We start from the raw sequence: 26,632 nt of genomic DNA on the forward strand, positions 1-26,632 counted from the left end.
CGCGCCGGGTGGTCCCACGACTGGCAACCCAGGTGGTCCCATGAAGCTGGCAGAAAACCGCTCAGAGCGGTCCCATGCTCATGGCAGGCGACATCGTCGAGGCTCGAGAACTGGGTGACGAACCGCTTGTGGAGCCGGGGCGTGTGGATCATCCCCGTGATCGACAACGGCATGCCGGGGTCGACGTAGACACGCCACGACAGGCCAGCGGCATCGAGTCGCTCGAAGATGGTCTCGGCGTCGTTGTGCTTCGGGAAGCTGTCCAGGGCAGGGGCTGCGCCCGGCCGAGCGGCGGCGTTCACCACCAGACCGGACGCGGACCCTGCGTGGTAGAAGGACCGGTTCGTGAGCGTCTGCGAAGGCACCTCGCAGAACCAGTGATCGAAGGTTGCGAACCCCTTGGCGATCGTTGAGATGACCGGTACCTGTTCGGGGTATAGCCGGACATGATCTGCGCGTACTCGTCGTACTCAGGCAGCCGGCCCATCTCGCTGCGGAACGTGTTGACGTAGTCCAGCACGAAGCTGTCCATCGTCGGCGCACGCGCCGGATCGTCTGCGGCATTGAACGGCGGCCGCATCGCCTCGTACGACAGAAAACGGTTCTCGTCCGGGGCCACCGTCCCGAACAGCTGGGTGTTGGTGTGCGGGTGCTCCTCGCCTGCGTCGGGGTTGGGTGCGTCCATCGGCGTCGCCACGTGATGCGGCACCACGCCACGCCCTGCTCCCGGTGCGTAGCTCGGGATCGGATTCGAGAACTCCTTGCCGAGCACGCCCTCGAAGGAGGCCACCTCACTCTGCTACCCAGCAGGCTGCCGGTCGCTCGCGTCACAGGACGCTAAGCCGGTTTCGGCCTGCGCCATCACCCCAGGCGGACTACCTCGATCGCTAACGCGCGTGCCCGGCGTTGAGTGGCGGACCCTCGAGGAAGAAGGTTTGCATGGGGCCTTTTCCTTTGATTTGGATGGTGCCTCGGGGGTGGGTGGTGAAGTCGGGGGGTAGGGCGGTGGCGGCTCGGGTGGTTAGTTGGATTTGGCCGGGTAGGCCGTGGGATTCCATGCGGCTGGCGGTGTTTACGGTGTCGCCCCAGAGGTCGTAGATGAACTTTCGGCGGCCGATCACGCCGGCTACGACGGGGCCCGAGTCGATGCCGATGCGGACTGCTAGCCAGTCCTGCCCGGGTTGGGATGCGATTCGGGCGACCTCGTCGCGTAGGGCTAGCGCCGTACGGGCGACGGCTGCTAGGTGGTCGGGGCGTGGCGTTGGTAGGCCGCCGACCAGCATGTACGCGTCGCCGATGGTCTTGATCTTCTCGACGCCCTGCTCGTCGGCGATCCGGTCGAACGCGGAGAACACCTGGTCCAGCAGCTTCACGACGTCCGCTGCTGCCATCACGGCCGAGCGCGCTGTGAAGCCGACGATGTCCGCGAAGAGCACGCTCACCGAGTCGTAGTCTTCCGCGATCACTCCCGTTTCCGCCTTCAGGCGCTCGGCGATCGGCGCCGGCAGCACGTTGAGCAGGAGCCGCTCCGAACGCTCTCGCTCGGCCTGGAGGTCGCGATGGGCTCGCTCCCGCTGCTCCACGAAGTAGCTGAGCATCACGTACGCGCACACCATGACCCCCGCAACGTTCAGCACCAGGAACGTGACCACGAAGCTGCGCGGCAGCGCCGACGGGGACTGCGCGAGCCGGGAATCGACGAGGCTGAGCACGATCAACTCGACGAAGAACGCCACCAGCCACGGCACGGAACGCCGGATACCGAGCAACGCCAGCGCCACCAGTGGTGTGAACATCGCCCAGAGGATCATCGCGCTCGAGTTCACGAAGCCGCCGAGCGAGACCTGCAGCAACCCTGGCAACACTAGGAACGCCACCAACTGGGTGGTACGGAAGATGGCGAAGTGCCGCGTACGCGCCAGGACGATCAACCCGATCACAGTGATCACCTGGTAGAAGCCCGGGATCGCCGCCGACACCGGGTCGCCGTACGAGAGGTATGTCACCACCCAAATCGTGGACAGCGCCGTGATCAGCAGCGCCGAGAAGATGAGCGTGCCCTGCCGGAGCCGCTCGTCGTGGGTATCCTCCGCCCGGGCGCCGAGATCGGCCAGCCGCTCGAGCCAGCGGACGACAGCCCGGCCCAGGCTCCGCCCGCGGGCACCGGCCTCGAGCGACGACCCGGTCACGAGAGGATCGTATGCGCCGCGATCGGTATGGCGTTATGCTTGCCTCCTCCCGGGTACGGCGAACAGCGTCGTCGTCGTCCGAAACGGAGCGCCGACCGGTCAGCAGATCGTTGCCTCCAGCACCTATTCCGAGACCCTCGTGGTGACCGCCGCTTCGAAATTCGAGACGAAATAGTCCGACTTGGCGGTTTCAGGGGGTTGGCGCGGGTAGGTCGGGAGGCAGACGGAGGACTGGAAACGACTCGGGGGTCTGATCTGGGCGGGGTACACCCTTGTCAATGCAGTACCCGCCGGCGCGCGCCGCCGACAACCGTCAGTACGCGCTGCCCCCTGATGGGCCGTTCGTTTCGTGCGAGGAGCTGCCTCTCCGAGACGGATAGCCCATGGATGCCTACGCCCTCCAGCGCAGTTGGGATCGGGTGACGGAGCACGGCGAGCAGGTGCCGCTGTACTTCTACTCCCATCTCTTCGTGTCCCATCCCGACGTGCGCTCGATGTTCCCGCTCTCGATGTCGAACCAGCGGGACAAGTTCTTCAGCGCGCTCGGCCGGATCGTCAGCCACGCCGACCAGATCGAGAACCGATGCTGAGTTCCTGCAGCACCCTCGGCCGCGACCACCGCAAGTACGCCGTCGTGGAGGAGCATTACAACGCGGTCGGCGCCTCGCTGTGCGCAACCCTGAAGCACTTCCTCGGGCCCGAGTGGGACGAGGACCTCGCCGCGGACTGGACGGCGGCGTCGTACCAGGTGGTCGCGCGGATCATGGTCGAGGCGGCGGAGATGTCCTCGGAGGCCACCCCTGACTGGTGGGACGCCGACGTACTCTCGGTCGAGCGGCGAACCATGGACCTGACCCTGCTGACGATCCGGCCGCGGCGCCCGTACCAGTTCCTCCCCGGCCAGTCGGTGTCCATGGAGATCCCGCGACGCCCGCGGCTGTGGCGGTACTTCAGTCCGGCCAACGCCCCGCGTCAGGACGGCTCGATCGACGTACATGTGCAGCAGATCGACGGCGGCCAGGTGAGCCCCGCCTTGGTGCGGTCCCTCAAGGTCGGCGACTCCGTGAAGCTGGGGGCGCCGGTCGGCGACCGGCTGACCCGGTGGGACGGCGATCCGCGGGACCTGCTGATGGTCGCCGGTGGAACGGGTCTCGCCCCGCTGCTTGCGGTCCTCGAGCAGATCGACCTCGAGTGGCAACGGTCCGGCACCGGGCCCCTGGTCCATCTGCTCCACGGCGTCCGGATGGCGTGGCACCTCTACGACCGCCCGCGGCTGCGGGCGCTAGCCCAGCAGCGGCCATGGTTCGACTACACGGAGGTCGTCTCGGGCGACCCGTCGTACCCCGGTACGCGCGGGACGGTCGGCACGGTCGCGGCGCGGCAGGCGCTGTACGGGCGTACGGCGATGGTCTGCGGCGGCCCACAGATGGTCGCCCACACGCTGGAGCAGCTGGGCACCGCCGGCATGCGGCCGACCAGATCAAGTACGAGCACTTCTATTACGCAGCTGCGGAGAAGCACAACGCCGCGCCGGCGCTACCAGGTCAGGAGACAACGAGTGACGTACAACAGCCACCGCCAGGACTCTCCGGCTCCCTGGGCACGCGGTCCACGAGGTCCTGCTCGAGCATCCTGAGCGTGGTTCGCCGACCTGGGGATGCGGTGGCACGCGGTTCCGGTCATCAGCAACAACCGGCTGGTGATCGGAGGCGTCTCTTACCCGGCTGCGCCCTTCAATGGTTGGTACATGGGCACGGAGATCGGGGCCCGCAACCTGGGCGACAGCGACCGCTACGCCATCGTCCCGGAGGTCGCGGAACGGATGGGGCTGGACACCTCGGACGAGGCGACGCTGTGGCGAGACCGGGCCCTGGTCGAGATCAACCGCGCTGTCCTGCACTCGTTTCGTGCGAACGGCGTGACCATCACCGACCACCACACCGAGACCCGCCGCTTCCTCATCCACCTGGAGCGGGAGGAGCGAGCAGGCCGCGGCTGCCCCGCCGACTGGAGCTGGATCGTCCCACCCATGTCCGGCTCCCAAACCCCGGTCTTCCACCGCTACTACCAAACCGAGGACCTGGTCCCGAACTTCGTAGCCGACCCCGACGCCGTCCACCGAGCCCTCCACGGCACCCCACCCGCCTTCTGACCGGCGGGTTACTGGCCCCAGTGGCTAGAAGGGGCGGGAGTCGACCAAGGGAAGGCCAGCTCGCGGGCCGAGGTATCTGAGGGTGGGGTGTTGGCGGCTGTTTTGGTGGGTTACTCGTTTGGCGGCGGTGGTGAACCAGGTGCGGTAGGTGAGGTCGGGGGCGGGGGTCCAGGTGGCTGCCAGGGCCCAGCTGAGGAGGCCTTGGCGTTGGTTGGCGGGGCCGATTTCCTGGGCGGTCTCGGCGCTGAGGCAGGCGGAGATCGACAGGCGGGACGGGCCGGCGGCAGTGAAAACCTCGTAGTACAAGGGCTCGGGGCGTGCCAGGCCGAGGACGAGTGTGTCCGATCCGCAGGTGTCCACGATCGAGACGACCCGGGCGCCGACCGGGCACTTCGCCCACAGCTCCTGGAAGAAGTCGTCGCGCAACGGGCCGTCCGAGCAGGCGAAGACCTCGTCCTTGAAGTCTTGCTCGGGGTACATGTCGTCATCGCGGACCTGGAAGCCGTGACCGCAGAGCACGAGGACCAACAGGTCGTCGGGCTGCAACTTGGTGACGACTTCCAGGAGACGCTTGCCGATGACATCGACTTTGGTGTCGTACGGCGTAACCCACTCCCGCACGACCGGCTCCGAAGGGATCGCGCTGCACAAGAGCTGCCGATGCTGACGTACGTCGTTCAGCACACCAGGCAATGCCGCGAACCGATACACCTCACCGTCGTACTTGAAGGGACGCGGAGCCGGTACGCCGACCAGCACCACGACCGTACTCGCCATGACGATCAGCCCGTGGGCGAGACCGACGGCGCCACCGGAGTCGATGGACTCACCTGTGGATCCTCGCCCGGCGAAGCTCCGGCGAGACGGATGCCGATGGTCGCCGCCACGACGAGAACGGCGACGCCCGCGACGAGCACCGCGATCGTGCCTCGAAGCAGGCGAGCCTTGTCGAGGACCTCGGGGACGCCATCGAGTGCGCCACGTTCCACGGCCAACTGGGTGCGCAGCCGGCCACGGGCCTCCAGAGCCGCCAGCCACAGCCCGCCGAAGACGAGGACGGCGCCGATCACCGCCAGGACAAGGGCAAGGATGCCGGCGAAACGCTGCGCCCAGGTGCCAGTGACCTGCTGGTCGTCGGCAACGGTCGACACCGGCGCCGGCAGGTCGATCCCGAAGAGCACGACAGCCAGCAGGATCACCGTGAGAAGCGCAGCCCCTGCAGCCGAAAGCCCACTGATCCAGGTGAACCGAGGGTCGTACTCGCCGGGCGCGGTCTCGCTCACCTTGTCGTCGACAGGCTCTGGGGACTCCTTCAGCTCCGTCACGCTGACCGCGACCGGATCCAGCTTGGTGCCATTGACGGTGGCCGCCACTTCGTACTTGCCCCACGTTGCTTCGCTTGCTGTGAAGGTGTGTGGGTTGGACGTGTTCTGCAGTGCAGAACCCTTGTGGCTCCACACGAAAGTCGGAGGCCGGCCGGGATCCGCAGGTTCCACAGCGGCGGTCAGCTTCACCTCGGTATCGGGCGGGACCATCAAGGTCGGACCCAACTCGGCGTCCTCCACCGCGGTCGAACCGCCACCTTCAGCCGACAACTTCACCCGAGCAGGCATCGCAGGCCCCCGTCCCCAACGTTCCCGCGATAGTGACACAGAGTAGCGATGAAGTCCACAGGTGCCGGGGCGACTACGCCGCCGAGGTGTTGAAGACGGCGAGCTTGGCCGGGTTGAGGATCCACAGGACCTGTTCGATGCCGGCGGATGAGGCGGTCACAGTGCACATGGCGTAGGCGACGCCGTCACGGCGCAGGACTGCGACGGCTTGGTCGTTCGCGGTGTCGAACTCGATCTCCGCGCCCTCCCAGAAGTGCGACGCGAAGGCCTTGTGGTACTTCGCCACCCGCTCCAGACCGACCACCGGGAAGCGGGACGCACGCACCGCGCCACCACCGTCGGAGTAGCTGGTGGCGTCGTCGGCGAGCAGTCGCTCGAGCTCCGCCAGGTCGCCACCCCGGGCCGCGGTGACGAACGCGCTCAGCAGTTCGCGCTGCTCCGAGCCGGTCACCGGGTTGTGGCGTTCGGCGACGATGCGTTTACGGGCCCGGCTGACCAGTTGACGCGAGGCCGCCTCGGTGGAGCCGATGATCTCGGCGATCTGGCTGTACGGGTAGTCGAACGCCTCCCGCAGGATGTACGCCGCCCGCTCGGTCGGCGTCAGCCGTTCCAGGATCAGCAGTACGGCGAACTCCAGGGCCTCGTTGCGTTCGGCGCCGAGATGTGGATCCGCGCTGGTGTCGACCGGTTCGGGCAACCACGGGCCGATGTACGTCTCCCGCCGTACCCGGGCCGACTGGGTCGCGTTGATCGCCAGCCGGGTGATCGCGGTCGCCAGGTACGCCGCCGGGTTCGTCACCTTGCTGCGGTCGGTGGTCTGCCAGCGCAACCACACGTCCTGGACGAGGTCCTCGGCCTCGGCGGCGCTGCCGAGCATCCGGTACGCGATGCCGAACAGCCGTCCCCGGACCTCGGCGAACACCGCCGCGGCCTGCTCCAAGTCGGCTGACATCATTCGTGGAACTTGATCTCGCGATGGGTGCCGTCGCACAACGGCTTGTTGGACGAGTGACCGCATCGGCACAACGTCACCCGGTTGCGGGGCTCCTGCAACTGCCCGTCAGCCCGATGAACCGGTAGGCCGCCGGTGACCCACAGCGCGCTGGCCTGGCCGTCCTCCTCCTCGAGCACCGAGATCGCCCGCGGCAGGTCGGGCTCGATCGACTCGCCACCGCGGTGCAACGCGTAGCTGTACGACCCCGACGGGCAATGGTCGATCCGTCCCATGACATCGGAGCGTACGTCGCTGTCCCCGGTGTCGGCGAGCATCTTCGCGATCGGCCGGGTCCGCCCGATGCAGAAGGCGGCGTGGATGCACAGCTCGCCGACCCGCTGCGCGGAGATCCCGACGCCGTCGTGGACGTGCTGCAGCTCGCCGTACGGCGCCATCGGCTCGGCCTCGGTGCCGTCGAAGCCGACCACCGCGTGAGTCCCGTCGCAGAACGGCTTCGAGCCCGACTGGCCACACCGGCAGAGGGCGTAGGTGTCCTCGGTCTCGATGGCCGCCGACGTCTGCCAGGTGAGCGAGTCGTTGTTCTCCGACACGATCTTGAGCTTGCGCCGCAGCGGCACCCGGCCGTAGACGACGTACGGTCCGTTCGGCAGTACGGCGACCCGCTGCGACTCCCCCACCGACCACTGACGCGCCGCCGGTGTGACGTAGTCGAAGGTCGGACCGGCAACGAAGCCGTCGTCGTCAGGCATCTGCATCAGCGCCTCGGCCTGGGCTTTGAGCGCGTACATGGTGCCGGTGGCAACGGACAGCATCCGCGGACTGCCGTTGAACGTCTGCTCGAGCAGGTGCAGCACCGCGCAGTACGTGTGGTTGAACTCCTCCTGGGCGACCCGGATCGGGTGTCCTTCCGGGTGGTCGGTCAGCCGCGGGTTCGGCCGCATCGGGCGTACGCCGTCCTCGTCGAAGCCGATCGGCTCACCGGTCGGGCCGGACTCCGGGGAGTCGCCACGCTGGTACCGCCGGCCGAGCTCGAGCTCCTGGAAGCGGTAGTAGTGCGCGACCTCGTCGCGGTCCGGGTGGAACATGTCCGCGTCCCCGTCCCACACTTCGCCGCGCGCCGTACCCTCGCCCTGCTCGACGATCTCCTCCAGCGCTTCGAGCGCGGACTTCAGACCGTCGACCACGATCAACCGGCCGCCGCTGTGCCGGAAATGCGCGTTGCCGACCTGCCGAGCCGGATCGCCGCAGAAGACCGCGTCCTCGCCGAGCTCGTCGCACAGTTCGATCAGCGCGCGTTCGATCGCGTCGTAGAACTGGCCGATGGTCTCGTAGTCGTCGCCCTCGGCCGGACCGCCGGGCGGGGCCGGCCGTTCGATCCGGAGGAACATCTCGAGTGCTTCCGGCCCGAACGGCGCCAGGGACAGCTGCAGCGAGCGGTCGCCGTGCGGCATCCGGCGCGGATGCGGCGGCAGCATCTCGGGCTTGTCCAGCCGCGGCCGACCGCCGACGGCGTTCAGGATGTTGGCCGCGAGCGCGAGGTGCAGCATCTCCTCGGAGAAGACACTGCCGACGACCTGGACGGCCTCCGGGTTCCGCTGCGGGTCCAGCGAGTACAGCGCGCACAGGTACGGCGGCAGCGACGCGTGCTCGAGCTCGACCGCCCACTGCAGGTGCTCCCGAAGACTCTCCAAGGTCCACGTCATGCTTTTCTCCCGTGAATCAGTTGCATCGACAGTTGTCCGCCGTCGAAGAGATCGGCGAGCCGCCGCCCCTGTCGAGCGGCCAGTGCGTAGGCGGTGTGCGAGCTGTGCCGGGCCTCGACCATCGCGGCGACCTCCGCGGCGCGTAGCGACCACGACCGCGGTACGTCGGCCGGTCGCTCGATCTGCTCCAGGACGTCGAACCCCGCTTCCGCCAGCAGGGCGTCCAGCTCGTGCTGCCCGGGAAAGTGATTGCCGTCCGGCAGCTTCCGCAATTGCTTGCCCTGGGCAATCACGACGAGCAGCCCGAGTGATCCGCCGGGGACGAGCACCCGGTGGATCTCACTGAGCAGAGTCGACTTGTCCTCGACCGTGCACAGCACTCCGAGACACCACGCGACGTCGACCGACGCCGTACGGATCGGAATCCGGCGACCATCCGCGAGTACGACGGGCAGGCCGAACAACGTCGACGCGGCGCGGCAAGCGGCAGGCATCGGCTCGAGCAGGATCGGGCTGACGCCGAAGCGTTCGGCCGCCCAGGCGGACGGTCCGCCGACGCCCGCGCCGACGTCGAGCAGGCGCGTGCCGGCGGACAACTCGCAGGCCTCGGCCAGCCAGGCCAGCGCTGTCGGGCTCGCGCTCCCGCGACAGGCGGCCGGGATGGCATACCGATCCCCCAACTGTCGTACGGCGTCCGCCGTCCACCCGGCCACGTCGTCGAACTCGGCAACCATCGCCGCAGCGGTCATCCGAACCTCTCCAAGAGCACCCCAATTGCTGTCCGTCGCCAGCTAAGACAGGCCAGCCGGGCGACGTGTGACAGCCGTGACACAAGGCCCCGGTCACAAACGCGCAAGCTGCGATGTCTGAGCTGGCGACACCGATTCCCAAAGGGGGTTCCCATGAACGACCAACGTCCTGCCGTGGTGCTCGTACACGGCGCCTTCGCCGACGCCAGCAGCTGGAACGGCGTGGTCGAACGACTACTCGAGCGCGGTCTCGAGGTCGTCGCTGCCGCCAACCCGCTGCGCAGCCTGACCACCGACGCGGCGTACATCCGCGACGTGATCGCCGGCGTCGGCCGGCCGGTGCTGCTCGTCGGCCACTCGTACGGCGGCATGGTCATCACCGAGGCGGCGGCGCAGAACGACAACGTCGTCGGCCTGGTCTACGTCGACGCGTTCGCCCCGGACCACGGCGAGAACGCGTTCCAACTGTCCGTCAAGTTCCCCGGCAGCACCCTCGGTGACGCGCTCAAGGCCTACCCGGTGGCCGGCGGCAACGAGTTCGCGATCCGGCAGGACGTGTTCCAGCAGCAGTTCTGCGCGGATGTCCCGGACGCGCAGGCTGCCGTGATGGCCGCGACCCAACGCCCCGTCACCGAAGCCGCCCTGACCGAGGGCCTGCCGGCCGAGACCCCGGCCTGGAAGTCGCTCCCGTCCTGGTTCGTGTTCAGCGACGGCGACCGCAACATCCCCGTCGAGCTGCACCGCTACCTGGCCGAGCGCGCCGGCGCCAAGGGCCACAAGGAGATCGCCGGCGCCTCCCACGCCCTCAGCGTCTCCCAACCCGCCGCCGTCACCGAGACCATCCTCGAAGCCCTCGGCTCCTGATCTCACCAAACCCCTGCCGGCAACCCCTGGGCAGGCGACCCGGCAGGGGTTTGGTGACCCTCCGCGGCCGAACGCCGTACGGGGAGTTAAAAGGTGTGCTGTGCGCACGCGGTCGGGCGCATGATGGGCTATGGCCGGTTTACTGGTCGGGCGTGGGGGCGAGGCTGCGGTACTGCGGGGGTTGATCACCGAACTGCCGGGGCGGTCGGCCGCTGTGGTGGTGCGTGGCGAGGCCGGGATCGGTAAGACGACGCTCGTCCGGGCGGTGCTCGACGAGTACGCCGGTAGCGGTGTGCGGATCTTTCGCGGCGCGTGCGCCCCGATGTCCGGAGCGATCGCCTACAGCGGGCTCGGTGCCACGTTGGCGGGCGCGCTGAGCCAAGCCGCAGCGACTGACCAGTTCCCATCTGCCGCGGCGGCCCGAGCATGGTCGATGCAAACCCTCGCCGATGTGCTCGACAGCGACGCTTCGCAACGCACCATCTTGCTGGTCGAGGACGTGCACTGGGCTGACTGGTCCACGCTGGACTTCCTCGCGCATGAGACGCGCAGCCTGCCCGAACGAGGGTTGCTCGTGCTGCTGACCTGGCGCGACGAGACGGCCGACCCTGAACTCCTGACCTGGCTCGGCGAAGTGATTCGCAGTCCGGCCGTCGTCGATCTGCCGTTGCGTCGACTCACCGAGCAGGAGACGTCGCAGCAAGTGCTCGATCTCCAACCAGACTGTACGGCGGACACAGTCGCTGCCGTCTACCGGCGCAGCGCAGGTAATCCGTATCTGAATGTCGAACTGGTCCGCGGAGACCTGACCGTCCCGGCTTCGTTGCGCCAACTCCTGCTCGCCCGGCTGCAGGCGCTCACGCCGGCGGCTCGCGTTGCCGTCGCGGCTACCGGCACGTTGGCTCGCGCCCTCGACGACGATGACCTGCTGGCGGCGGTGAGCGGCGCTGCGGACGCCGTACGAGAGGCCTGTGACTCCGGTCTGGTGATCCGCGACCCGGCCGTCGGTTGCACCGCGCGGCACCCAGTGGTCGCCGAGGTGGCATACGGCAATTTACTGTCTGCGGAACGCCGCGACCTGCATGCCCGACTGGCGAACCATTTGGCGGGCCGCCTTCGCAGCAAGGCCACCGCATCGGAGGTCGCCGAGGTCGCTGAGCAGTATCACCGCGCGAGTGACCGGGATGGGGCGTTCACGTGGGCTCTCACGGCGGCCCGTGCCGCCGAGAAGGAGTCCGCGTTTGCGGAGGCCGGCCACTGGTTCTCCGTTGCTTCGTCCCTGTGGCAGCCGTCGGACCTGACTGACGACCGCGTGCCGCCGCGCCTCGTGCTCGCCGAGCGAGCAGCCTCGCTGCTGGGCGGTGTCGGCCGGCATGCCGAGGCTCTCGCCGTGCTCGAGGCGGCGGTGGATGAGTCCGACGCCGAGGCGGGCACTGTTGGAGCCTTGCTGACGCGGGGCATGCAACGCGGGCTGGTCGACGACCTCGCCGGGGCGATGGCGGATCTCGAGCGAGCTCGGCGTCTGGTGCCGGCTGGTGACGATCGACTGCTCGGCCAGGTCTGCGTCTCGCACGCACTGATGCTGCGCGGGTATCCCCGCTCGGCAGTGATGGCCGAGGCAGCCCGGGCAGCGCTGGAGCACGCGACCCGAGCGGGTGACACCCGGACGATCGGCCAGGCTCGGGTGATGCTGGGGGCGGCCGCCGCCGGCGAGGGCCGGCTCGACGAGGCGCTGGAAGAGACGGTGGCTGCGCTCGAGATCGCTCGCGAGCTCGCCGAGCCCGAGGACCTGGCCATGGCAGGCCAGGCGCTGACCTTTGTGCACGGGTTGCGCGGCGACTCCGACCAGGTCGTGGCGGTCGCGGACACCATCCAGGCCGAGCTCCGGCGCCTGATGGTCGACGAGCATTGGACCGAGGGCATCATCGAGGCCAACGCCGTCTTCAACCTCTATGCGCTCGGCCGATGGGATGAGGCGCTGAACCGCGAGGACAGGGGCCGGCCACCGTCCGGACCGGCATTCAAGGACGAGGAGTTCGCGCTGATCCTGATGGCGCGGGGGAACCTACAGCAGGCCGACGAACTAATGCGCGAACAAGAGGTGTTCGCGGTCGATGACCAACCCATGATGAAGCGCGGTTATGCAACAACCACGGCCGAGCTGCGCCTCCTGCAGCAACGTCCGCACGAGGCCCTGGCCCTTGCGCTCGAAGCCGCCGAAATCAGCCACGACACCGAAGACGAGCTGCTGTGCGGCGCGCTGCTCCGTATCGGTCTGGAAGCAGCGGTCGCGTCACAGTCAGTCGACGGCTTCGATCGACTTGTGACACTCCTTCGACGCGGCGTGACCGGGATCGAGGGCCCAGCGCTGGCTGCGATTGTCGAGGGCGAACGATCCCGGATCCAGGGCACGCCCGATCCGACCCCGTGGCTCACCGCCGCACAGGAATGGGCGTCACTCCGCTGGCCGTACTGGGAGGGGCAAGCGCGGCTGCGGGCGGCCGAGGCGCTGTTGTCTCGGCGCGGGCACCCTGGCGCCCGAAGTCAGGCAACCAGCGAGCTGGAAGCGGCGCGGCACATCGCCGAGCAGCTTGGTGCGGCGCCGCTGCTCGACCGGATTCACGAGCTCGCGAAGATCGCGCACATCCAGCTCGACGACGCCGTGACCGAACACTCCGATCAGCCCGCAGCAACGACCGGCCCGCTCCCGCCGTTGACGGATCGAGAGCGTCAGGTGCTTGCCCTGCTCGTGGAAGGAAGGACCAACCGCGAGATCGGCGCCGCGCTGTACATGAGCCCCAAGACCGCCAGCGTGCACGTCACCCACATCCTCGAGAAACTCGGCGTGCAGACCCGGGTCCAAGCCGCCGCCGAAGCCGTCCGGATCGGCCTCGCCGGGCAGCGGTAGCCCGTTCGCGGGTCAGGTTTCGGTGCCCAGGTGGGGCGGGATACTGGCGGGATGGATGCGGAGGAGATGTTCGCCGCGGGGCAGGAACTGGAGGAGCGGGGGCAGGTGGGGGACCTGCCGGCGATCGAGGAGTGGTACCGGAAGGCTGCCGAGGCTGGGTCTGTGCCGGCTATGGGGCGGCTGGGGTTGTTGCTGGAGGGGCGGACGCGGGCGCGGATGGAGGACCGGTTCGTCTACAGCGGGGATTATGCGGAGGCGGCTCGGTGGTATCGGCAGGCCGCGGACGCGGGTGACTCCTGGGCCGCGTTCGCGCTGGGCCGGCTGCACTCCGACAAGCTGGACGACTGGTCCACCGCGAAGGTTTGGTACAAACGGGCCGCGGCCGACGGCCGGTGGCAGGCCAAGAAGCGTCTCGAGGAAGGCAAGGCAGGCGTCGCGCGGCGTCAGCGGGAAGACGCGATGTTCGACAAGGTGGAGGAGCCACCCAGTACGGCGGCCGCCGGCAGCAGCTGCCTGATGCTTGTCGCCCTCATCACACTTCTTCCACTGGCCGCCACGCTGCTCCTGACGACGTGAACGGCCTGACGAGACGCGGGTTGTCTCGGCGGGGTGCGGTGGTTATCGTCGAGGAAGCCGCGGGAGCTCACGCCAGAGTGGGCTGAGAGGGCGACTGACCAGGGTGTCGCCGACCGCTGAACCTGTATCGGGTAATGCCGGCGTAGGGAGGACGCGATGGCGTACGACGTGTGGGTGAACGGCGAGGCGACGACGGTCCCGCCGGATCGATCCGTTGCCGAGCTGGTCCGGGAGTACTCCGACCGCGAGACCGGGATCGCGGTCGCGGTGAACCAGACCGTGCTGACCCGCGACGAGTGGGCCGGTACGACGCTGACGGACGGCGACCGGGTCGAGATCGTCAGTGCCGTCCAGGGTGGTTGAAGACATGGACGATCCACTGGAGCTCGGCGGCCGGACGTACACCTCGCGGTTGATCATGGGGACCGGCGGCGCCGCGAACCTCGAGGTGATGGAAGAGGCTTTGCTTGCCTCAGGCACCCAACTCACCACGGTCGCGATGCGCCGGCTCGGCACCGGCCACGAGGGCTCGATCCTCGACGTACTCAAGCAGCACGGCATCGACGTGCTGCCGAACACGGCCGGCTGCCACACCGCAGCCGAGGCGGTGCTGACCGCGAAGCTCGCCCGGGAGGCGTTGCAGACCGACCTGATCAAGGTGGAGGTGGTCGCCGACGACCACTTGCTGATGCCGGATCCGATCGAACTGCTGGACGCCGTCGACGCGCTGGTCGCGGACGGCTTCACCGTGTTGCCGTACACGAACGACGACCCGATCCTGGCGCGCCGGCTGGAGCAGGCCGGGTGCGCGGCGGTCATGCCGCTGGCCGCACCGATCGGGTCCGCGCTCGGCATCCGGAACCCGCACAACATCGCGCTGATCGCCGAGGCGGCGAGCGTCCCGGTGATCGTCGACGCAGGCATCGGTACGGCGAGTGACGCAGCGCTGGCCATGGAGCTCGGCTGCGCCGCCGTCATGCTCGCCACGCCGGTCACCCGGGCCGAGAAGCCCGCTCTGATGGCCGCCGCGATGCGAGACGCAGTCAACGCAGGCCGAGCCGCCCGCCTGGCAGGCCGAGTCCCCCGCCGCTGGCACTCAGCCCAAGCCTCCTCGCCAGTGACCGGCCTGCCGACCTTCTAAGTCAGTTGGTCCAGCACGACACCACAGAAGGTGGCGTCGTCGGAGTGGGGACCGTGGAACACGGGTGGGTCTTCGACGACCAGCACACCGCCCGGTTGACTGTCACCGAGTGTGTCGAACACGGCTCCGAGCACCACAACGCCTCGGTCCCGGAGCAAGCGATGGCCGGCTGGGTCGGTGATGGTGAAGGTGCCGGCATCGCGGGCTTCGAACCGCCAGATGTTCCCGGACACGTGCGTGGCGTGCTGTTCGAGGAAGACCCCGTTGGCACGGATCACGATTTGCTGGCCGTTCGCCGGGTTGGTGACCGTCTCGACGGTCAGATAGTTGTCGTGGGCCAGGAAAGCCTGACCGTCCGAGCCCTTCACGGTGCGGATCGTCACCACCCCGCTGAACTCGACGTCGAAGTGCGCCGCGAGGCCGCAGATCGTGTCGTCGAACGAGTCCGAGCCGGAGTAGCGCTCATGAGTGTACGGCGGCGCCGCCTGAGCGACACCGGCTGTGAGCAAGCCGATCAGTACGGCGATCAGCGGTAGCAACCAACGACGTGCCATGACATCCCCCTCGCTCTCGTGCTCCCCCAGAGCGATTCACCTCACCGTAGGCCCGCTTCCGACGGCCCAGCAAGGCGCGCGGCCAGTTCCGGGGCTTCGGTGAGGTCGATCGAGCGGTCCAGCAGCAGGGCCGACAGGCTGAGCTGAAGTTCCTGGTCTGGTTGCAAGGCCAGGGCGCTTTGCCAGGCCAGCGCCGGCCCGGCGCCTACGTAGTCGGTGGAGCGGAGGAACCAGGGACGGACGTCGGCGGGTTGGGCGAGGAGCAGAGTGGTGACGGTGTCGCCGCGTTGCTGGACGAAAGCCAGCCAGGGGCTGAGGGATCCGTAGGCGGCGTCGGCGCCTTCACCGGCCTCGCTCAGTACGACGGTGTTCTCGGCGGACGGCAGTCGCCAGAAGATACCGCCGTACCCGGCGCCGGGGCGTCCGGCGGTCGCCGGGCTGTCGATGCGGATCGGGCCGTAGCGGGCGTTGAGGACGCTGTTCCAGTCGAGGCGCCAGCCGCCTTCGGCCAGCGAGCCGCTGAGCTGTCGGCGTTCCACCAGTTGCGGGCGGCCTTGTTCGTCGTACCAGGTGATCTCGTCGGTCAGCGAGTTGCCGGGCCCGTCGTCGACGGTGACTCCGCGGCTGCGCTGCTGGCCGTGGTTCGTCAGGAGTGTCGGCCCACGTCCGGGGAGGAATGTACGGCCGCCCCAGTGTGACGTTCCGTTGACTCCGGCAACTGCCAGCGATACGCCGTAGTGGTGCCGGTGGTCGACCGGACTCACCTCGGTCAGCGGATGACCGCCGAGCGTCCGCACCGGATGCAAATAGGGCCGTGGTGAGTGCACCTGCGGCATCCGCCGGCCGAACTCGTAGTGCGCGAGCAGCCCGGACTCGGACCCGAGCACGAAGATGTCCCCCTGCTGCTGCCAACGCACCGGCCCGACCCGCCCACGAGGCGCGTCCGCCTGCAACCGCGTCGCCTGCGGAACCGGCCCGGTGCTCGCCCGCAACGCCAGCCGCAGGTCCGGTACGCCGTCCAGATCCACCTCGGTCCCGGCGATCTCGGCGTACAACCGCCGCCAGGCCAGCTCCCCCATCCCCTGCTGCGGAACCCGAACCGTCGTCAGCGACGGTACGGCGAACCGCGACAACCCGATGTCGTCCATCCCGGCCACCGACAGGTCCGCGGGTACGGCGACGCCGACCTCGTTGAGCCGGGCCAGCAGACCGAACGCGACCAGGTCGTTGAACGCGACCACCGCCGTGACGTGTGAATCCAGCACCTGTTCGACCGCGCCGTACCCGTCCTCGATCGACGAGCCGCACTCGAACCGGACGATCTCCAGCCCGGGGATCTCGCGTTCGGCGATCTCGAGCGACCGCAGGCGATCCGTGTTCGACGCGCTGCCCACCGGACCGGCCAGGTAGGCGAGCCGCCGATGCCCGAGACCGACGAGATGGTCGACCACGATCCGCACCGCGCGACCGAAGTCGACGCCGACCGAGGCGACGTCGGGCGGCCCTTGGCGGTTGACCAGGATGACCGGCTTCACGTCCGGCAGCAGCTCGAGCAGGCGCTCCTCCGCCAGCCGCGGCGAGACCAGGATCAGCGCGTCGCACCGGCTCCGGGCCTCGATCGCGATGTCCGCCTCGGCCAGCGGGTCCTCGTCCGTCTCGGCGACCAGCACCCGGTACCCGGCCGCCGCCGAGGCGTTCGTGATCCCGCGCATGATCTGCTGGAACAGCGGGTTGCCGAGGTCCGGCACCACCAGCGCGACCATGTTCGTCCGGCCGAGGGACAGGTTCCGGGCGAGGTCACTGGGCCGGTAGTTCAGCCGGTCGGCAGCGGCGCGGACGCGTTCGGCGATGTCCGGCGCGACGGTGAGTCGCCCGTTCATCACCCGGGACACGGTCGCCCGCGACACCTCCGCCGCGCGTGCGACGTCGGCGATCGTGATCGAGTCCTTCGGTGTCCTGCCCATCACGCCGTCTCTCGCTCGGTGACCCGGACGGGGCCGAACACAGCCCCGCCTCCGTCCATCGTGCCTTGCGGCGCCGCCGCGAACAGCCCCACCTCGGCCCCGATCCACCGGCCTTCGACGGCCTGGAAAACGCCGGCGTCGACCCATTCGCCGCCGGTCCGATACGAGAAGCGCACCAGCGCATTGTCATCGACGTCGGCGGCGAGTTCGACGTACGGCGCCTCCAGCTGAACGTGATGCAGGACGTCCTCATCCAGGGTCCCGCGTTGCCGCAGGACGAGGTCGACTCCGGTCGGAGTGCGATGCAGACCGATCCACGCATAGCTCTGGCCGAGTACGACGAGACCCGCGCGAGCCCCCGGACCGCCGCCGTCGAGCCGGACCGAGGTCTCGAACCGGCGCGGGTGACCGGGCAACTGTTGACCGAGCACCTGCGGAAGATTCCGCAGATCGCCGTCGTCGTCCGGGAGCATTGCCAACCGCAGAGAGCCGTCCTTCGGACCGTCGTACCACTCCGGTCGCGGGTTCGCCTGCCAGTGCCAGATCTTCGACAACTCAGGGCCGTCGAAGGCATCGCTCCGCTCGGGCTCACGATGCACACCAGGCTTGGGATGCCGCAGTACCGGCTCACCGTCGTTGCCGATCACCGGCCAGCCGTCGACCCACTTCATCGGCTGCAGGTGGACGACGCGTCCCACGGGACCGCGATCCTGGAAGTGCAGGAACCAGTCGGCACCGTCGGGCGTGTCCACCCACGCCCCCTGATGCGGCCCGTTGACCGGCGTCGACCCCTGCGCCAGTACGACGCGATCCTCGTACGGACCGTACGGCGACCGGGCCCGGAACACCGACTGCCATCCGGTCGCGACGCCACCGGCCGGCGCGAAGATCCAGTAGTACCCGTCCCGCTTGGAGAACTTGGGTCCTTCGAGCGTCGTGTACCCGGGCAGCTCGTCGCCGTCGATCACCGTCCGGGCCGGTCCGATCACCCGGTCGAGGGTTGGTGAGACCTCGCGGACGGTCAGCCGGTTCTTGATCCCGGACCGGCTCTTCGCCCAGCCGTGCACGAGGTAGCAGCGGCCGTCGTCGTCCCACAACGGGCACGGGTCGATCAGCCCGCGGCCGGCCAGCAGCAGTTGCGGCTCCGACCAGGCGCCGGCCGGATCCACGGCGCTGAGCACGAAGATCCCGTGGTCCGGATCGGGGTAGACGATCCAGAACCGCCCGTCGTGGTGCCGGATGCTCGGCGCCCAGACCCCACCTCCGTGCCGCGGGATCCGGAAGTGCTCGACCGGCGGGACCTCGCGCAGGGCATGGTTGACGAGCGTCCACGAGACCAGGTCGCGTGAGTGCAGGACCGGGAGACCGGGAGCCCGGTTGAAGCTCGACGCGATCAGCCAGTAGTCGGCGCCGACCCGGATCGCGTCCGGGTCCGGCCAGTCCGCATCGAGCACCGGGTTCACGTACACAGCTCTCGCCCTCCGATCGGGAAACCGCCTTCCGAACCCTATTGCGAGCCCGGGGCGCTGTGTTACTTTCCCATGAAGAAACCGGTTTCTTCAACTGTTCCGGCGTGGAGAGAAGGACGAGATGAGGCGCACAGGTTGGCTGCGGACGGCGGTCGCAGCGGTGACCGCCCTGGCGATCGTGGGCTGTGCCGGCCCGACGAGCGGCGGCGGCGAGCAGGCCGCGAGCAACCCCGACGACTGGGGCGAGGCCAAGGGAACCGTCCGGTTCTGGGACACCAACGCCAATCCGGCGCTGTCCAAGAAGTGGGAGAAGCTGATCGGCGAGTTCAACGCCGCGAACCCCGACATCAAGGTCGAGTACGTCGGCCTGCCCAACTCGTCGTACCTGCAGAAGGTCGACAACGCGCTGGCCTCCGGCGAGATCCCCGACGTACTCCTGATCGGCAACGACGTCGCGCACCTGATCGCGCAGAACGCGCTGGTCACGCTCGACGACGCGTACGAGAAGTCCGGACTGACCGGCAAGGTCGATGCCACGATGATCAGCAACGAGCGGCGGAACTCGGCCGACTCCAAGCTCTACAAGGCGCCGCTGAGCGCGCTGTCGGACGTGATCTGGTACCGGACCGACTGGCTGAAGCAGAAGGGGATCGCCGAGCCGACGTCGTACGACGAGTTCTTCGCGGTCACGCAGCAGCTGACCGAGAAGGACAAGAACAGGTTCGGGTTCGCGTTCCGCGGCGGTCCGGGGTCGATGCCGCCGATGTTCGCGATGACGTACGGCCAGGCAGGGATCGGGAAGTTCTTCACCGATGACGGGAAGGCGACGTTCAACGACCCGGAGGCGGTGAAGGCGCTCGAGCGGTACGTCGGGCTCTACGGGACCGTCAGCGCGCCGGCCGATCTGTCCAACGACTACGCGAAGATCGTTGCCGCCTTCGACGGCGGGTCCGCGTGGGCGACGCACCACAACCTCGGCTCGACCCAGGATCACTTCAAGGCGCTCGGCCCGGCGAACGTGGCCGGCGTCCAGCCGTTCCCGAACGCGGACGGGGTGACCACGGCAACCGCGCCGGCGATCTCCGGGCTCGGGATCCTCGCGAAGAGCGAGAAGAAGGCGGCGGCGTGGAGGTTCGTCGAGTACATGAGCACGACGGCGAACTCGGAGTGGTGTGAGGCGGTCGGCCAGGTGCCGGCGAACACCGAGGCCGCGAAGGCGCCGTGGGTGCAGCAGTCGCAGCCGCTGCGGGCGATCGTCGAGACGTCGAAGAACCCGAAGACGCAGTACCTGCAGCTGCCGACGTACCTGCCGGACTGGTCGAAGATCCTCAAGACCGAGATGGAGGCCGACTTCCAGAAGGTCCTCCAGAAGCAGCTCACCGCACAGGCGTTCGCCGACAAGTACGCCACCCGCTTCGAGGCCGCGAAACAGGAGTACGACAGCTCCCTCAAAGCCGGCAAGTAAGCCCACAACCTTCAGAAAATGTCAGAAACCGGTTTCTTCACCAAGGAGCCCCGCATGCCGCCCACCCTCCGCACCACCTTTCTGGTCGCCACCACCCTCCTGACCCTCACAACACCGCCTGCGATCGCCCCGGGGGCGATCGCAGGCGGGAACGGAATCAGCAGCACCAACACCACCCAGGCGGCAACAGCCGTCGACAGCGCCGGGGGCACGGCAGCCGCGGAGCAAGCTGCCGGCTCCGGCGACCAGCTCGGCGCCGGCACCCTCGGTGATCCCTCGCGCGAGACCCTCCCCTCTGGTGATGGGTGGGCTTCGGTGGGATCTGGTACTACCGGTGGGGCCGCCGCGCAGCGGGTCGTGCAGGTTCGGACGGCTGCTGAACTGCGGGCGGCTGTGGGTGGGGACGAGCCGAAGATCGTGCAGGTGGTCGGGAAGCTCGACGCGAATACGACTGATGCCGGGCGGGCGATCGGGTGTGCTGAGTACGACGTCGCGCCGTACAGCCTGGCCGACTACCTCCAGACCTACGACCCGGTGCGGTGGAGTGGGCCGGCGAGTGGGCCCATGGAGGAGGCGCGGAGAGCGTCGTCGGCCAGGCAGGCTGAGCGGGTCAAGCTGAACGTCGGCGCCAACACCACGCTGATCGGGTTGAGTGACGCCCAGCTGACCGGGTTCGTCGTCAACATCGAGTCGGTCGCGAACGTGATCGTCCGCAACCTGCGGATCTCGGACGCGTACGACTGCTACCCCGGCTGGAACGGCGAGACCTGGAAGACCGAGTGGGACAACGTGGTGGTCAGCCGCTCGACCAACGTCTGGCTGGACCACCTGACCCTCGACGACGGCGAGACCGTCGACACCGAGCAGCCGAAGTACTTCGGCGAACCGTTCCTCCGCCACGACGGGCTGCTCGACGTGGTCCGCCAGGCCGACCTGGTCACGATCTCCTGGAACAAGCTCAAGGGCCACGACAAGTCACTGCTTTGGGGCAACGGCGACGGCGTCGTCGCCGACCGCGGCAAGCTCCGCGTGACCATGCACCACAACGAGCTCACCGACCTCGTGCAGCGCGGCCCCCGGGTCCGCTTCGGCCAGGCGCACGTCTACAACAACCTCTACAAGGTCACGGACCCCGACCGCTACCAGTACTCCTGGGGCGTCGGCGTCGAGTCCTCGATTATTGCCCGTAGCAACTGGTTCCAGGGCGTCACGCCGGAGCGCATCATCTACGACTGGGGCGGCACCGGTATCACCGAGTCCGGCAACTGGGTCAACGGTCGCGCCACCGCCGTACTCGACGCTTACAACGCCGCGCACCCAGACGACCAGTTGCTGCCGACGGTGTCCGGAAGCTCCGGCCCGCACCTGCGCATCGACCCCGCGCCGAGCGTTCCCGCCCTGGTCGGCGCGTGGGCGGGTGCGGGCCGGCTGGACCAGGACAAGCAGCTCCTCGAGCTGATGAACGCCCCAGCCACGGCAACCGCCGACGGCCCGGTCTGGTCCGCGAAGGCGACCGGCATGGCCTCGATCCCGACCACCGAGCTCCCGAACGGCACCACCGGCGGACTCGGCGGCAAGATCGTGGTCGCCGGCACCGCCGAGGAACTGACCCGGTACGCCGGAGCCGAAGAGCCGCTCGTGATCGTCGTGCGCGGCAGCCTGCGGATCCCCTTCGGCACCCAGATCCCGGTGGCCTCGAACAAGACCATCGTCGGCGCCGGCACCGTGGCCGAGCTCGTCGGCGGCGGTCTGTTCCTGAACGGCACGCACAACGTCGTCGTCCGTAACCTGCGGATCCGCGACTCCTACATCCCTGGCGACTGGGACGGCAAGTCGCCCGAGAACGACAACGACGGGATCCGGCTCGACACCGCGCACCACGTGTGGATCGACCATGTCACGTTCGAGCGGCTCGGTGACGGTCTGGTCGACGTCCGCAAGGACTCCGACTACGTGACGCTGTCGTGGAACGTGTTCAGCGCGCACAACAAGACCGTCGGCGTCGGCTGGACCTCGAACGTGATCACCAAGATCACCATGCACCACAACTGGTTCTCGAACACCTACCAGCGCAACGCGAGTATCGACAACGTCGAGGCCGCGCACGTCTACAACAACTGGTTCCGCGGCTTCGGGCAGTACGGCACGATGTCCCGCGGCGCCGCCAAGGTCGTGGCCGAGAGCAACTACTACTCCGACGGCGAGGACCCGATCGTCGCGAAGGACCCGGCGTCGCAGATTGTCAGCAAAAGTAATGTCTTCAACGCGATCCGCGGCCGCCGCGACAACGTCGGTACGGCGTTCGACCCGGCGACGTACTACGCCTCGACCGCGGACGCCGCGAGCACCGTGCCGAACCTCGTCGGCAAGTACGCCGGTCCGACCACGAAGGACCGCACCTACGGCCGCACGGTCACCGTCGCGCTCGACGGCACCGGCGACTTCGGCAGCATCGGCGCAGCCGTGGCAACCGTGGGCGGCAAGGGCCCGGTCACGATCGTCGTGCAGCCGGGCGTCTACCGCGAGATCGTCCGGATCTGGGCCTTCCAGGACGGCCTGACCATCCGCGGCGCGACCGGCAACCCGGCAGACGTGGTCGTCACCTACGACCTCGCCGCCGGCCAGGAGAAGTTCTACGGCGGCACCTTCGGCCACACCGGGTCGGCCACGCTCGGCATCCTCGGCGACGACGTCACGATCGAGGACCTGACCGTCGAGAACGGCTGGGACGAGCAGGCCAACTTCCCCAGCCAGGCGATCGCGCTGAGCACCGCCGGCGACCGGATCCGCCTGGACAACGTCCGCCTGCTCGGCAACCAGGACACGCTGCTGCTCGACACCCCGAACCGGGAGGCGATCGCCCGGACCTGGATCACCGACTCGCTGATCCAGGGCGACGTCGACTTCATCTACGGTCGCGGTAAGGCGGTCATCACCGACAGCACGATCAGGTCGGTGAACCGGGGCCAACCGGTGAACGGGTACGTCACCGCCGCCGCGACCGTCGACAGCAACCCGCACGGCTACCTCATCGAACACAGCCGCTTCGAGTCCGATGCCGCCGCCGGCACGGTCTTCCTCGGTCGCCCGTGGCATCCCAGCGGCGACCCTGGGGCCGACCCGCGCGTCGTCGTACGCGACTCGTGGCTGGGCGCGCACATCGGCACGCCGGCTTGGACGGACATGAGCGGCTGGTCGTGGCGGGACGCGCGGTTCGCCGAGTACCGCAACACCGGTCCGGGCGCGGCGACCGGTGACGGGCGGCCGCAGCTCACGCCGGAAGAAGCCGCCGCGGCGAACCGGTCCGCCTGGCTGGCCGGGTCCGACGGGTGGCGCCCGGTCGACGGCGACTGAAACCCCGCATCGACAAGGAGATTCCACGATGGCAGTTCTGCAGGCTGATCCGGCGCCGCCGGACAAGCTGGACAAGGCGGTCCGGCGGCGACCGCGAGAGCGCTGGACGCCGTACGCGTTGCTGGCGCCGACGCTGGTGCTCGTCGCGATCTTCCTGCTCTACCCCATCGGCAGTGTCGTGTACTACTCGCTGTTCAAGTACAACGTCACCAAGCCGCGCAGCAACGGCTTCATCGGCTTCGAGAACTACCAGAACATGCTGAACGACGAGATGTTCTGGGACTCGTTGCGCTTCACCACCCAGTGGGTCGTCGTCGAGGTCGGGCTCCAGCTGGTGCTGGGGCTCGGCCTGGCCCTGGTGATCAACGAGACCTTCGTCGGCCGCAGCCTGGCGCGCTCCCTGGTCTTCTCGCCGTGGGCGGTGGCCGGCGTGCTGACGACGACGATCTGGTTGCTGATCTACAGCCCGACCACCGGGTTCTCCCGGTACCTCGCCGACCTCGGCATCGGCAGTTACGGCGAGAGCCCGCTGATCGACGGTACGTCGGCGTTCTGGGCCGCCGTACTCGCGGAGTTGTGGCGCGGGGTGCCGTTCTTCGCGATTCTGCTGCTCGCCGATCTGCAGACGATCTCGCAGGATCTGTACGAGGCCGCGGAGGTCGACGGCGCGGGTCGGCTGCAACGGTTCTGGTCCGTGACGCTGCCGCATCTTCGCAACGCGATCGTCTTGTCGACCTTGCTCCGGGCGGTGTGGGAGTTCAACAACGTCGACCTGCTCTACACGCTGACCGGCGGCGGGCCGGGCAACGCGACCATGACGTTGCCGCTGTACGTCGCCCGGATGGCAGTGGACGCGAAGGAGTTCGGCTACGGCTCCGCGCTCACCGTGTCGGCGTTCCTGATCCTCGCGATCTTCTCGATCGCCTACCTCAAGCTGTCCCGCGTCGGCCGGGAGGACCAAGCATGACGACTGTTCTCGAAGCGCCGACTGAGCGACCCGCGGCTGTCGATCGTCGACAATCCGATCGTAGGCAGCCGAACAATCGGCATTCGCCGCGGTGGATGATCTACGCGCCGCTCGCGCTCTACCTGCTCTTCACCCTCGTCCCCTTCTACTGGATCCTGCTGTTCAGCCTGCGCCCAGCCGGATCAACCTCCGTCGTACCGTGGCCGATCACCTTCGAGCATTACGCGACCGTCTGGAACGGCGCCGGCTTCGCGGTGTTCTTCAAGAACTCGGTGATCATCGCGCTGTTCACGCTCTTCGGCACCACGGTGCTCTCGCTGCTCGGCGGGTACGCGCTGGCCCGGTTCCGGTTCCGCGGCCGGGGCGCGTTCATGGTGATGACGTTGTGCACGCAGTTCATCCCGGGCGCGATGATGCTGATCCCGCTGTTCGACATCTTCCGCACCATCGGGCTGATCAACACCCCGTGGAGCATCGTCGTCGCCGACACCGTGTTCGGGCTGCCGCTGTCGCTGATCATGATGGCTGGGTTCATCCGGAACATCCCGATCGAGCTGGAGGAGGCGTCCTGGGTGGACGGCTGCGGCCGGCTGCGCGGGTTCCTCACCGTCGTGCTGCCGTTGCTGCGACCCGGGATGGTGGCGATCAGCTCGTTCGCCTTCATCGGCTCGTGGAACAACTTCCTCTTCGCGCTGATGTTCCTCAACGACCAGGACCAGTTCACCATCCCGGTCGGGCTCAGCTACATGCTCGGCGAGTACAGCGTCGACTTCGGCGCGCTGGCGGCGGGTGGCGTGGTGGCCGTCGTACCCGTTGTGCTTGTCTTCGCCTATGTGCAGAAGTTCCTGGTCCAGGGCCTGTCGGCGGGAGCGGTGAAGGGTTGAGACCGAGTGCGTTGGGTGGTTACGAGGACTGGCCGGGCTTCGTCCGGGAAGCCTCCCCGCTGACCGGGGACGAGCTCACCACCAGGGTCGCCGGGTTGCTCGGCGTACCGGATCCTGGCGAGCGGCCGGAGGTGCGGATTGTCGACGATTGGCAATCGGACAATGTGCGCGGGAGTGCGCTCGAGTGGAACAACCCGTTCGGCCCGCCGACCCGGGCGTGGCTGCTGCGCCCGCTCGACACCTCGCCGGCACCCGGCCTGCTCGGCTTGCACTGCCATGCCGGTGTGAAGGCGATCGGCGCCGAGCGACTCGTCGAGACTCCATCACCGAGCGCCGGCGCTGTCAGGCTTCGGGACGACCTCTACGAGGGACAGGCGGTCGCGAATGCGCTGGCGCGGGCGGGGTTCGCCGTACTGTGTCACGACACGTTCGCCTGGGGATCGCGGCGCTTCGGGCTCGACCCGTTGCCGTGGCGGCTGCGCGACGTGATGGCGACGTACGAGACGGCATGGCTGGCCGCCGACCACTCCCCTGGTGACGACGAGTGGTACGACGTTGCCGCGAGCCACCACGAGCACACCGTCGCGAAGGCGGCAGGCCTGCTCGGTACGTCGTTCGCCGGCATGGTCGCGTACGACGACCTGGTCGCGCTCAGCGTGTTGCGCGGGCTCCACGAGGTGGACGAGGACCGGGTCGGCGTCTTCGGCTTCTCCGGCGGTGGCGGCCGCTCGGCGACCCTCACCGCCCTCGACCCGAGCATCCAAGCGTCAGCGATCGTCTGCATGATGACCACGTTCGACGCACTGCTCCCGGCGTACTTCGATGCCCATTCCTGGTTGTTCACCACCCCTGGCCTGGCCCGCGAGCTGGACCACCCCACCCTCACCGCCGGCCGCGCCCGCCACCACCAACTCGTCGTCTACGCCGAGGACGACAACCTCTTCCCACCCCAAGGCATGCTCGCCGCCGACCGCGAACTCACCGAACACTTCCACTACGGCCCCGGCACCTACCAAGCCCACTTCCTCCCCGGCCCCCACCGCTTCGACCGCGAGATGCAGCAGGCGGTGGGAAACTTCTTCGCGGGTTGGTCGGCGGCGGGGTGAGAATGGGGCCGACTACTAG

The 26,632-nt window shown here is 68.4% G+C and carries 24 protein-coding genes and 1 riboswitch; of the genes, 13 read left to right on the forward strand and 11 right to left on the reverse strand.

Annotated features, from left to right (window positions below; translation table 11 throughout):
- From ACIBL3_RS40570 to ACIBL3_RS40580, 3 genes are all read right to left on the reverse strand, one after another.
- Positions 1-416, reverse strand: a 416-nt coding sequence (locus tag ACIBL3_RS40570; RefSeq protein WP_396359397.1) for an alkaline phosphatase family protein, incomplete at its 3' end; no start/stop codon positions are given.
- A complete protein-coding gene (locus ACIBL3_RS40575) occupies positions 299-790 on the reverse strand; it encodes a hypothetical protein (RefSeq protein ID WP_396359309.1) in 492 nt (163 codons plus the stop codon). The genes ACIBL3_RS40575 and ACIBL3_RS40570, both read right to left, overlap by 118 nt.
- 97 nt (positions 791-887) lie before the next feature.
- Positions 888-2,189 carry an adenylate/guanylate cyclase domain-containing protein gene (locus tag ACIBL3_RS40580; protein ID WP_396359310.1) on the reverse strand — a complete coding sequence of 434 codons (1,302 nt, stop codon included), beginning with the start codon at positions 2,187-2,189 and terminating at the stop codon, positions 888-890.
- A gap of 383 nt (positions 2,190-2,572) precedes the next feature.
- Here ACIBL3_RS40580 and ACIBL3_RS40585 point away from each other — a divergent pair, with 383 nt between their 5' ends.
- Genes ACIBL3_RS40585 through ACIBL3_RS40595 form a run of 3 tightly spaced genes read left to right on the forward strand, consistent with a single transcriptional unit; the run spans position 2,573 to position 4,341 of the window.
- Entirely contained in the window at positions 2,573-2,779 is a 207-nt protein-coding gene (locus tag ACIBL3_RS40585; RefSeq protein ID WP_396359311.1) for a hypothetical protein, read from the forward strand.
- Positions 2,773-3,825, forward strand: a complete 1,053-nt coding sequence (locus ACIBL3_RS40590) for an FAD-binding oxidoreductase (RefSeq protein WP_396359312.1) — start codon at positions 2,773-2,775, stop codon at positions 3,823-3,825. Before ACIBL3_RS40585 ends, ACIBL3_RS40590 begins: the two co-directional genes overlap by 7 nt.
- 21 nt (positions 3,826-3,846) lie before the next feature.
- A complete protein-coding gene (locus tag ACIBL3_RS40595; RefSeq protein ID WP_396359313.1) occupies positions 3,847-4,341 on the forward strand; it encodes a nitric oxide synthase oxygenase in 495 nt (164 codons plus the stop codon).
- Positions 4,342-4,365: 24 nt separating this feature from the next.
- On the opposite strand, the gene ACIBL3_RS40600 is transcribed toward ACIBL3_RS40595, so the two are convergent.
- The 5 genes from ACIBL3_RS40600 to ACIBL3_RS40620 all read right to left on the reverse strand — a co-directional run bounded on the left by ACIBL3_RS40600 (position 4,366) and on the right by ACIBL3_RS40620 (position 9,361).
- On the reverse strand, positions 4,366-5,118 hold the full coding sequence (locus ACIBL3_RS40600; RefSeq protein WP_396359314.1) for a caspase family protein: 753 nt from the start codon (positions 5,116-5,118) through the stop codon (positions 4,366-4,368).
- 5 nt (positions 5,119-5,123) lie between these two features.
- Positions 5,124-5,954, reverse strand: coding sequence for a hypothetical protein (locus ACIBL3_RS40605; protein WP_396359315.1), 831 nt, complete (start codon positions 5,952-5,954; stop codon positions 5,124-5,126).
- 73 nt (positions 5,955-6,027) lie between these two features.
- Positions 6,028-6,909 (reverse strand): RNA polymerase sigma-70 factor, encoded by an 882-nt coding sequence (locus tag ACIBL3_RS40610; protein WP_396359316.1) that lies wholly within the window; start codon positions 6,907-6,909, stop codon positions 6,028-6,030.
- The gene (locus ACIBL3_RS40615; RefSeq protein WP_396359317.1) at positions 6,906-8,612 is read right to left on the reverse strand and encodes a ferritin-like domain-containing protein; all 1,707 of its coding nucleotides are present in this window, start codon (positions 8,610-8,612) and stop codon (positions 6,906-6,908) included. The genes ACIBL3_RS40610 and ACIBL3_RS40615 overlap by 4 nt, the downstream gene beginning before the upstream one ends.
- Positions 8,609-9,361: a class I SAM-dependent methyltransferase gene (locus ACIBL3_RS40620; RefSeq protein ID WP_396359318.1), complete on the reverse strand. Its 753-nt coding sequence runs from the start codon at positions 9,359-9,361 to the stop codon at positions 8,609-8,611. The genes ACIBL3_RS40615 and ACIBL3_RS40620 overlap by 4 nt, the downstream gene beginning before the upstream one ends.
- A gap of 153 nt (positions 9,362-9,514) precedes the next feature.
- On the opposite strand from ACIBL3_RS40620, the gene ACIBL3_RS40625 reads away from it, so the two are divergent.
- The 5 genes from ACIBL3_RS40625 to ACIBL3_RS40645 all read left to right on the forward strand — a co-directional run bounded on the left by ACIBL3_RS40625 (position 9,515) and on the right by ACIBL3_RS40645 (position 14,850).
- Positions 9,515-10,225, forward strand: a complete 711-nt coding sequence (locus ACIBL3_RS40625) for an alpha/beta fold hydrolase (protein ID WP_396359319.1) — start codon at positions 9,515-9,517, stop codon at positions 10,223-10,225.
- A 130-nt stretch (positions 10,226-10,355) separates the two neighbouring features.
- Positions 10,356-13,133, forward strand: coding sequence for a LuxR C-terminal-related transcriptional regulator (locus ACIBL3_RS40630; RefSeq protein WP_396359320.1), 2,778 nt, complete (start codon positions 10,356-10,358; stop codon positions 13,131-13,133).
- A gap of 51 nt (positions 13,134-13,184) precedes the next feature.
- Positions 13,185-13,709: a tetratricopeptide repeat protein gene (locus tag ACIBL3_RS40635; protein WP_396359321.1), complete on the forward strand. Its 525-nt coding sequence runs from the start codon at positions 13,185-13,187 to the stop codon at positions 13,707-13,709.
- 49 nt (positions 13,710-13,758) lie between these two features.
- A riboswitch (TPP riboswitch) is annotated at positions 13,759-13,875 on the forward strand.
- On the forward strand, positions 13,866-14,072 hold the full coding sequence (gene thiS, locus ACIBL3_RS40640; protein ID WP_360518472.1) for a sulfur carrier protein ThiS: 207 nt from the start codon (positions 13,866-13,868) through the stop codon (positions 14,070-14,072). Its footprint overlaps the riboswitch before it by 10 nt.
- 4 nt (positions 14,073-14,076) lie before the next feature.
- On the forward strand, positions 14,077-14,850 hold the full coding sequence (locus tag ACIBL3_RS40645) for a thiazole synthase (protein WP_396359322.1): 774 nt from the start codon (positions 14,077-14,079) through the stop codon (positions 14,848-14,850).
- Here the strand turns inward: ACIBL3_RS40645 and ACIBL3_RS40650 are convergent.
- The 3 genes from ACIBL3_RS40650 to ACIBL3_RS40660 are packed head-to-tail and all read right to left on the reverse strand — an operon-like array spanning position 14,847 to position 18,831.
- Positions 14,847-15,404: a hypothetical protein gene (locus tag ACIBL3_RS40650; protein WP_396359323.1), complete on the reverse strand. Its 558-nt coding sequence runs from the start codon at positions 15,402-15,404 to the stop codon at positions 14,847-14,849. The genes ACIBL3_RS40645 and ACIBL3_RS40650 overlap by 4 nt on opposite strands.
- 41 nt (positions 15,405-15,445) lie before the next feature.
- Entirely contained in the window at positions 15,446-17,368 is a 1,923-nt protein-coding gene (locus ACIBL3_RS40655) for a DUF6807 family protein (RefSeq protein WP_396359324.1), read from the reverse strand.
- Positions 17,368-18,831, reverse strand: coding sequence for a family 43 glycosylhydrolase (locus tag ACIBL3_RS40660; protein ID WP_396359325.1), 1,464 nt, complete (start codon positions 18,829-18,831; stop codon positions 17,368-17,370). The genes ACIBL3_RS40655 and ACIBL3_RS40660 overlap by 1 nt, the downstream gene beginning before the upstream one ends.
- Positions 18,832-18,958: 127 nt before the next feature.
- Between ACIBL3_RS40660 and ACIBL3_RS40665 the strand changes: the two genes are divergently transcribed.
- The 5 genes from ACIBL3_RS40665 to ACIBL3_RS40685 all read left to right on the forward strand — a co-directional run bounded on the left by ACIBL3_RS40665 (position 18,959) and on the right by ACIBL3_RS40685 (position 26,613).
- Positions 18,959-20,302, forward strand: coding sequence for an ABC transporter substrate-binding protein (locus ACIBL3_RS40665; protein ID WP_396359326.1), 1,344 nt, complete (start codon positions 18,959-18,961; stop codon positions 20,300-20,302).
- An 18-nt stretch (positions 20,303-20,320) separates the two neighbouring features.
- On the forward strand, positions 20,321-23,656 hold the full coding sequence (locus ACIBL3_RS40670) for a pectinesterase family protein (protein WP_396359327.1): 3,336 nt from the start codon (positions 20,321-20,323) through the stop codon (positions 23,654-23,656).
- A gap of 28 nt (positions 23,657-23,684) precedes the next feature.
- Entirely contained in the window at positions 23,685-24,623 is a 939-nt protein-coding gene (locus ACIBL3_RS40675; RefSeq protein WP_396359328.1) for a carbohydrate ABC transporter permease, read from the forward strand.
- A gap of 95 nt (positions 24,624-24,718) precedes the next feature.
- The gene (locus ACIBL3_RS40680) at positions 24,719-25,507 is read left to right on the forward strand and encodes a carbohydrate ABC transporter permease (protein WP_396359329.1); all 789 of its coding nucleotides are present in this window, start codon (positions 24,719-24,721) and stop codon (positions 25,505-25,507) included.
- Positions 25,504-26,613, forward strand: coding sequence for a hypothetical protein (locus ACIBL3_RS40685; protein ID WP_396359330.1), 1,110 nt, complete (start codon positions 25,504-25,506; stop codon positions 26,611-26,613). Before ACIBL3_RS40680 ends, ACIBL3_RS40685 begins: the two co-directional genes overlap by 4 nt.
- Positions 26,614-26,632 lie beyond the last annotated feature (19 nt).

Source organism: Kribbella sp. NPDC050124, from assembly GCF_044460355.1.
Lineage (GTDB): Bacteria > Actinomycetota > Actinomycetes > Propionibacteriales > Kribbellaceae > Kribbella.

Excerpts from the sequence above, each read along its gene's own strand:
- ACIBL3_RS40620 (WP_396359318.1), bottom strand. The coding sequence starts at position 9,361 with ATGACCGCTGCGGCGATGGTTGCCGAGTTCGACGACGTGGCCGGGTGG.
- ACIBL3_RS40670 (WP_396359327.1), top strand. The coding sequence starts at position 20,321 with ATGTCAGAAACCGGTTTCTTCACCAAGGAGCCCCGCATGCCGCCCACC.
- ACIBL3_RS40625 (WP_396359319.1), top strand. The coding sequence starts at position 9,515 with ATGAACGACCAACGTCCTGCCGTGGTGCTCGTACACGGCGCCTTCGCC.
- ACIBL3_RS40675 (WP_396359328.1), top strand. The coding sequence starts at position 23,685 with ATGGCAGTTCTGCAGGCTGATCCGGCGCCGCCGGACAAGCTGGACAAG.
- ACIBL3_RS40585 (WP_396359311.1), top strand. The coding sequence starts at position 2,573 with ATGGATGCCTACGCCCTCCAGCGCAGTTGGGATCGGGTGACGGAGCAC.
- ACIBL3_RS40655 (WP_396359324.1), bottom strand. The coding sequence starts at position 17,368 with ATGGGCAGGACACCGAAGGACTCGATCACGATCGCCGACGTCGCACGC.
- ACIBL3_RS40590 (WP_396359312.1), top strand. The coding sequence starts at position 2,773 with ATGCTGAGTTCCTGCAGCACCCTCGGCCGCGACCACCGCAAGTACGCC.
- ACIBL3_RS40650 (WP_396359323.1), bottom strand. The coding sequence starts at position 15,404 with ATGGCACGTCGTTGGTTGCTACCGCTGATCGCCGTACTGATCGGCTTG.
- thiS (WP_360518472.1), top strand. The coding sequence starts at position 13,866 with ATGGCGTACGACGTGTGGGTGAACGGCGAGGCGACGACGGTCCCGCCG.
- ACIBL3_RS40600 (WP_396359314.1), bottom strand. The coding sequence starts at position 5,118 with ATGGCGAGTACGGTCGTGGTGCTGGTCGGCGTACCGGCTCCGCGTCCC.
- ACIBL3_RS40630 (WP_396359320.1), top strand. The coding sequence starts at position 10,356 with ATGGCCGGTTTACTGGTCGGGCGTGGGGGCGAGGCTGCGGTACTGCGG.
- ACIBL3_RS40665 (WP_396359326.1), top strand. The coding sequence starts at position 18,959 with ATGAGGCGCACAGGTTGGCTGCGGACGGCGGTCGCAGCGGTGACCGCC.
- ACIBL3_RS40595 (WP_396359313.1), top strand. The coding sequence starts at position 3,847 with ATGCGGTGGCACGCGGTTCCGGTCATCAGCAACAACCGGCTGGTGATC.
- ACIBL3_RS40645 (WP_396359322.1), top strand. The coding sequence starts at position 14,077 with ATGGACGATCCACTGGAGCTCGGCGGCCGGACGTACACCTCGCGGTTG.
- ACIBL3_RS40615 (WP_396359317.1), bottom strand. The coding sequence starts at position 8,612 with ATGACGTGGACCTTGGAGAGTCTTCGGGAGCACCTGCAGTGGGCGGTC.
- ACIBL3_RS40605 (WP_396359315.1), bottom strand. The coding sequence starts at position 5,954 with ATGCCTGCTCGGGTGAAGTTGTCGGCTGAAGGTGGCGGTTCGACCGCG.
- ACIBL3_RS40610 (WP_396359316.1), bottom strand. The coding sequence starts at position 6,909 with ATGATGTCAGCCGACTTGGAGCAGGCCGCGGCGGTGTTCGCCGAGGTC.
- ACIBL3_RS40635 (WP_396359321.1), top strand. The coding sequence starts at position 13,185 with ATGGATGCGGAGGAGATGTTCGCCGCGGGGCAGGAACTGGAGGAGCGG.
- ACIBL3_RS40680 (WP_396359329.1), top strand. The coding sequence starts at position 24,719 with ATGATCTACGCGCCGCTCGCGCTCTACCTGCTCTTCACCCTCGTCCCC.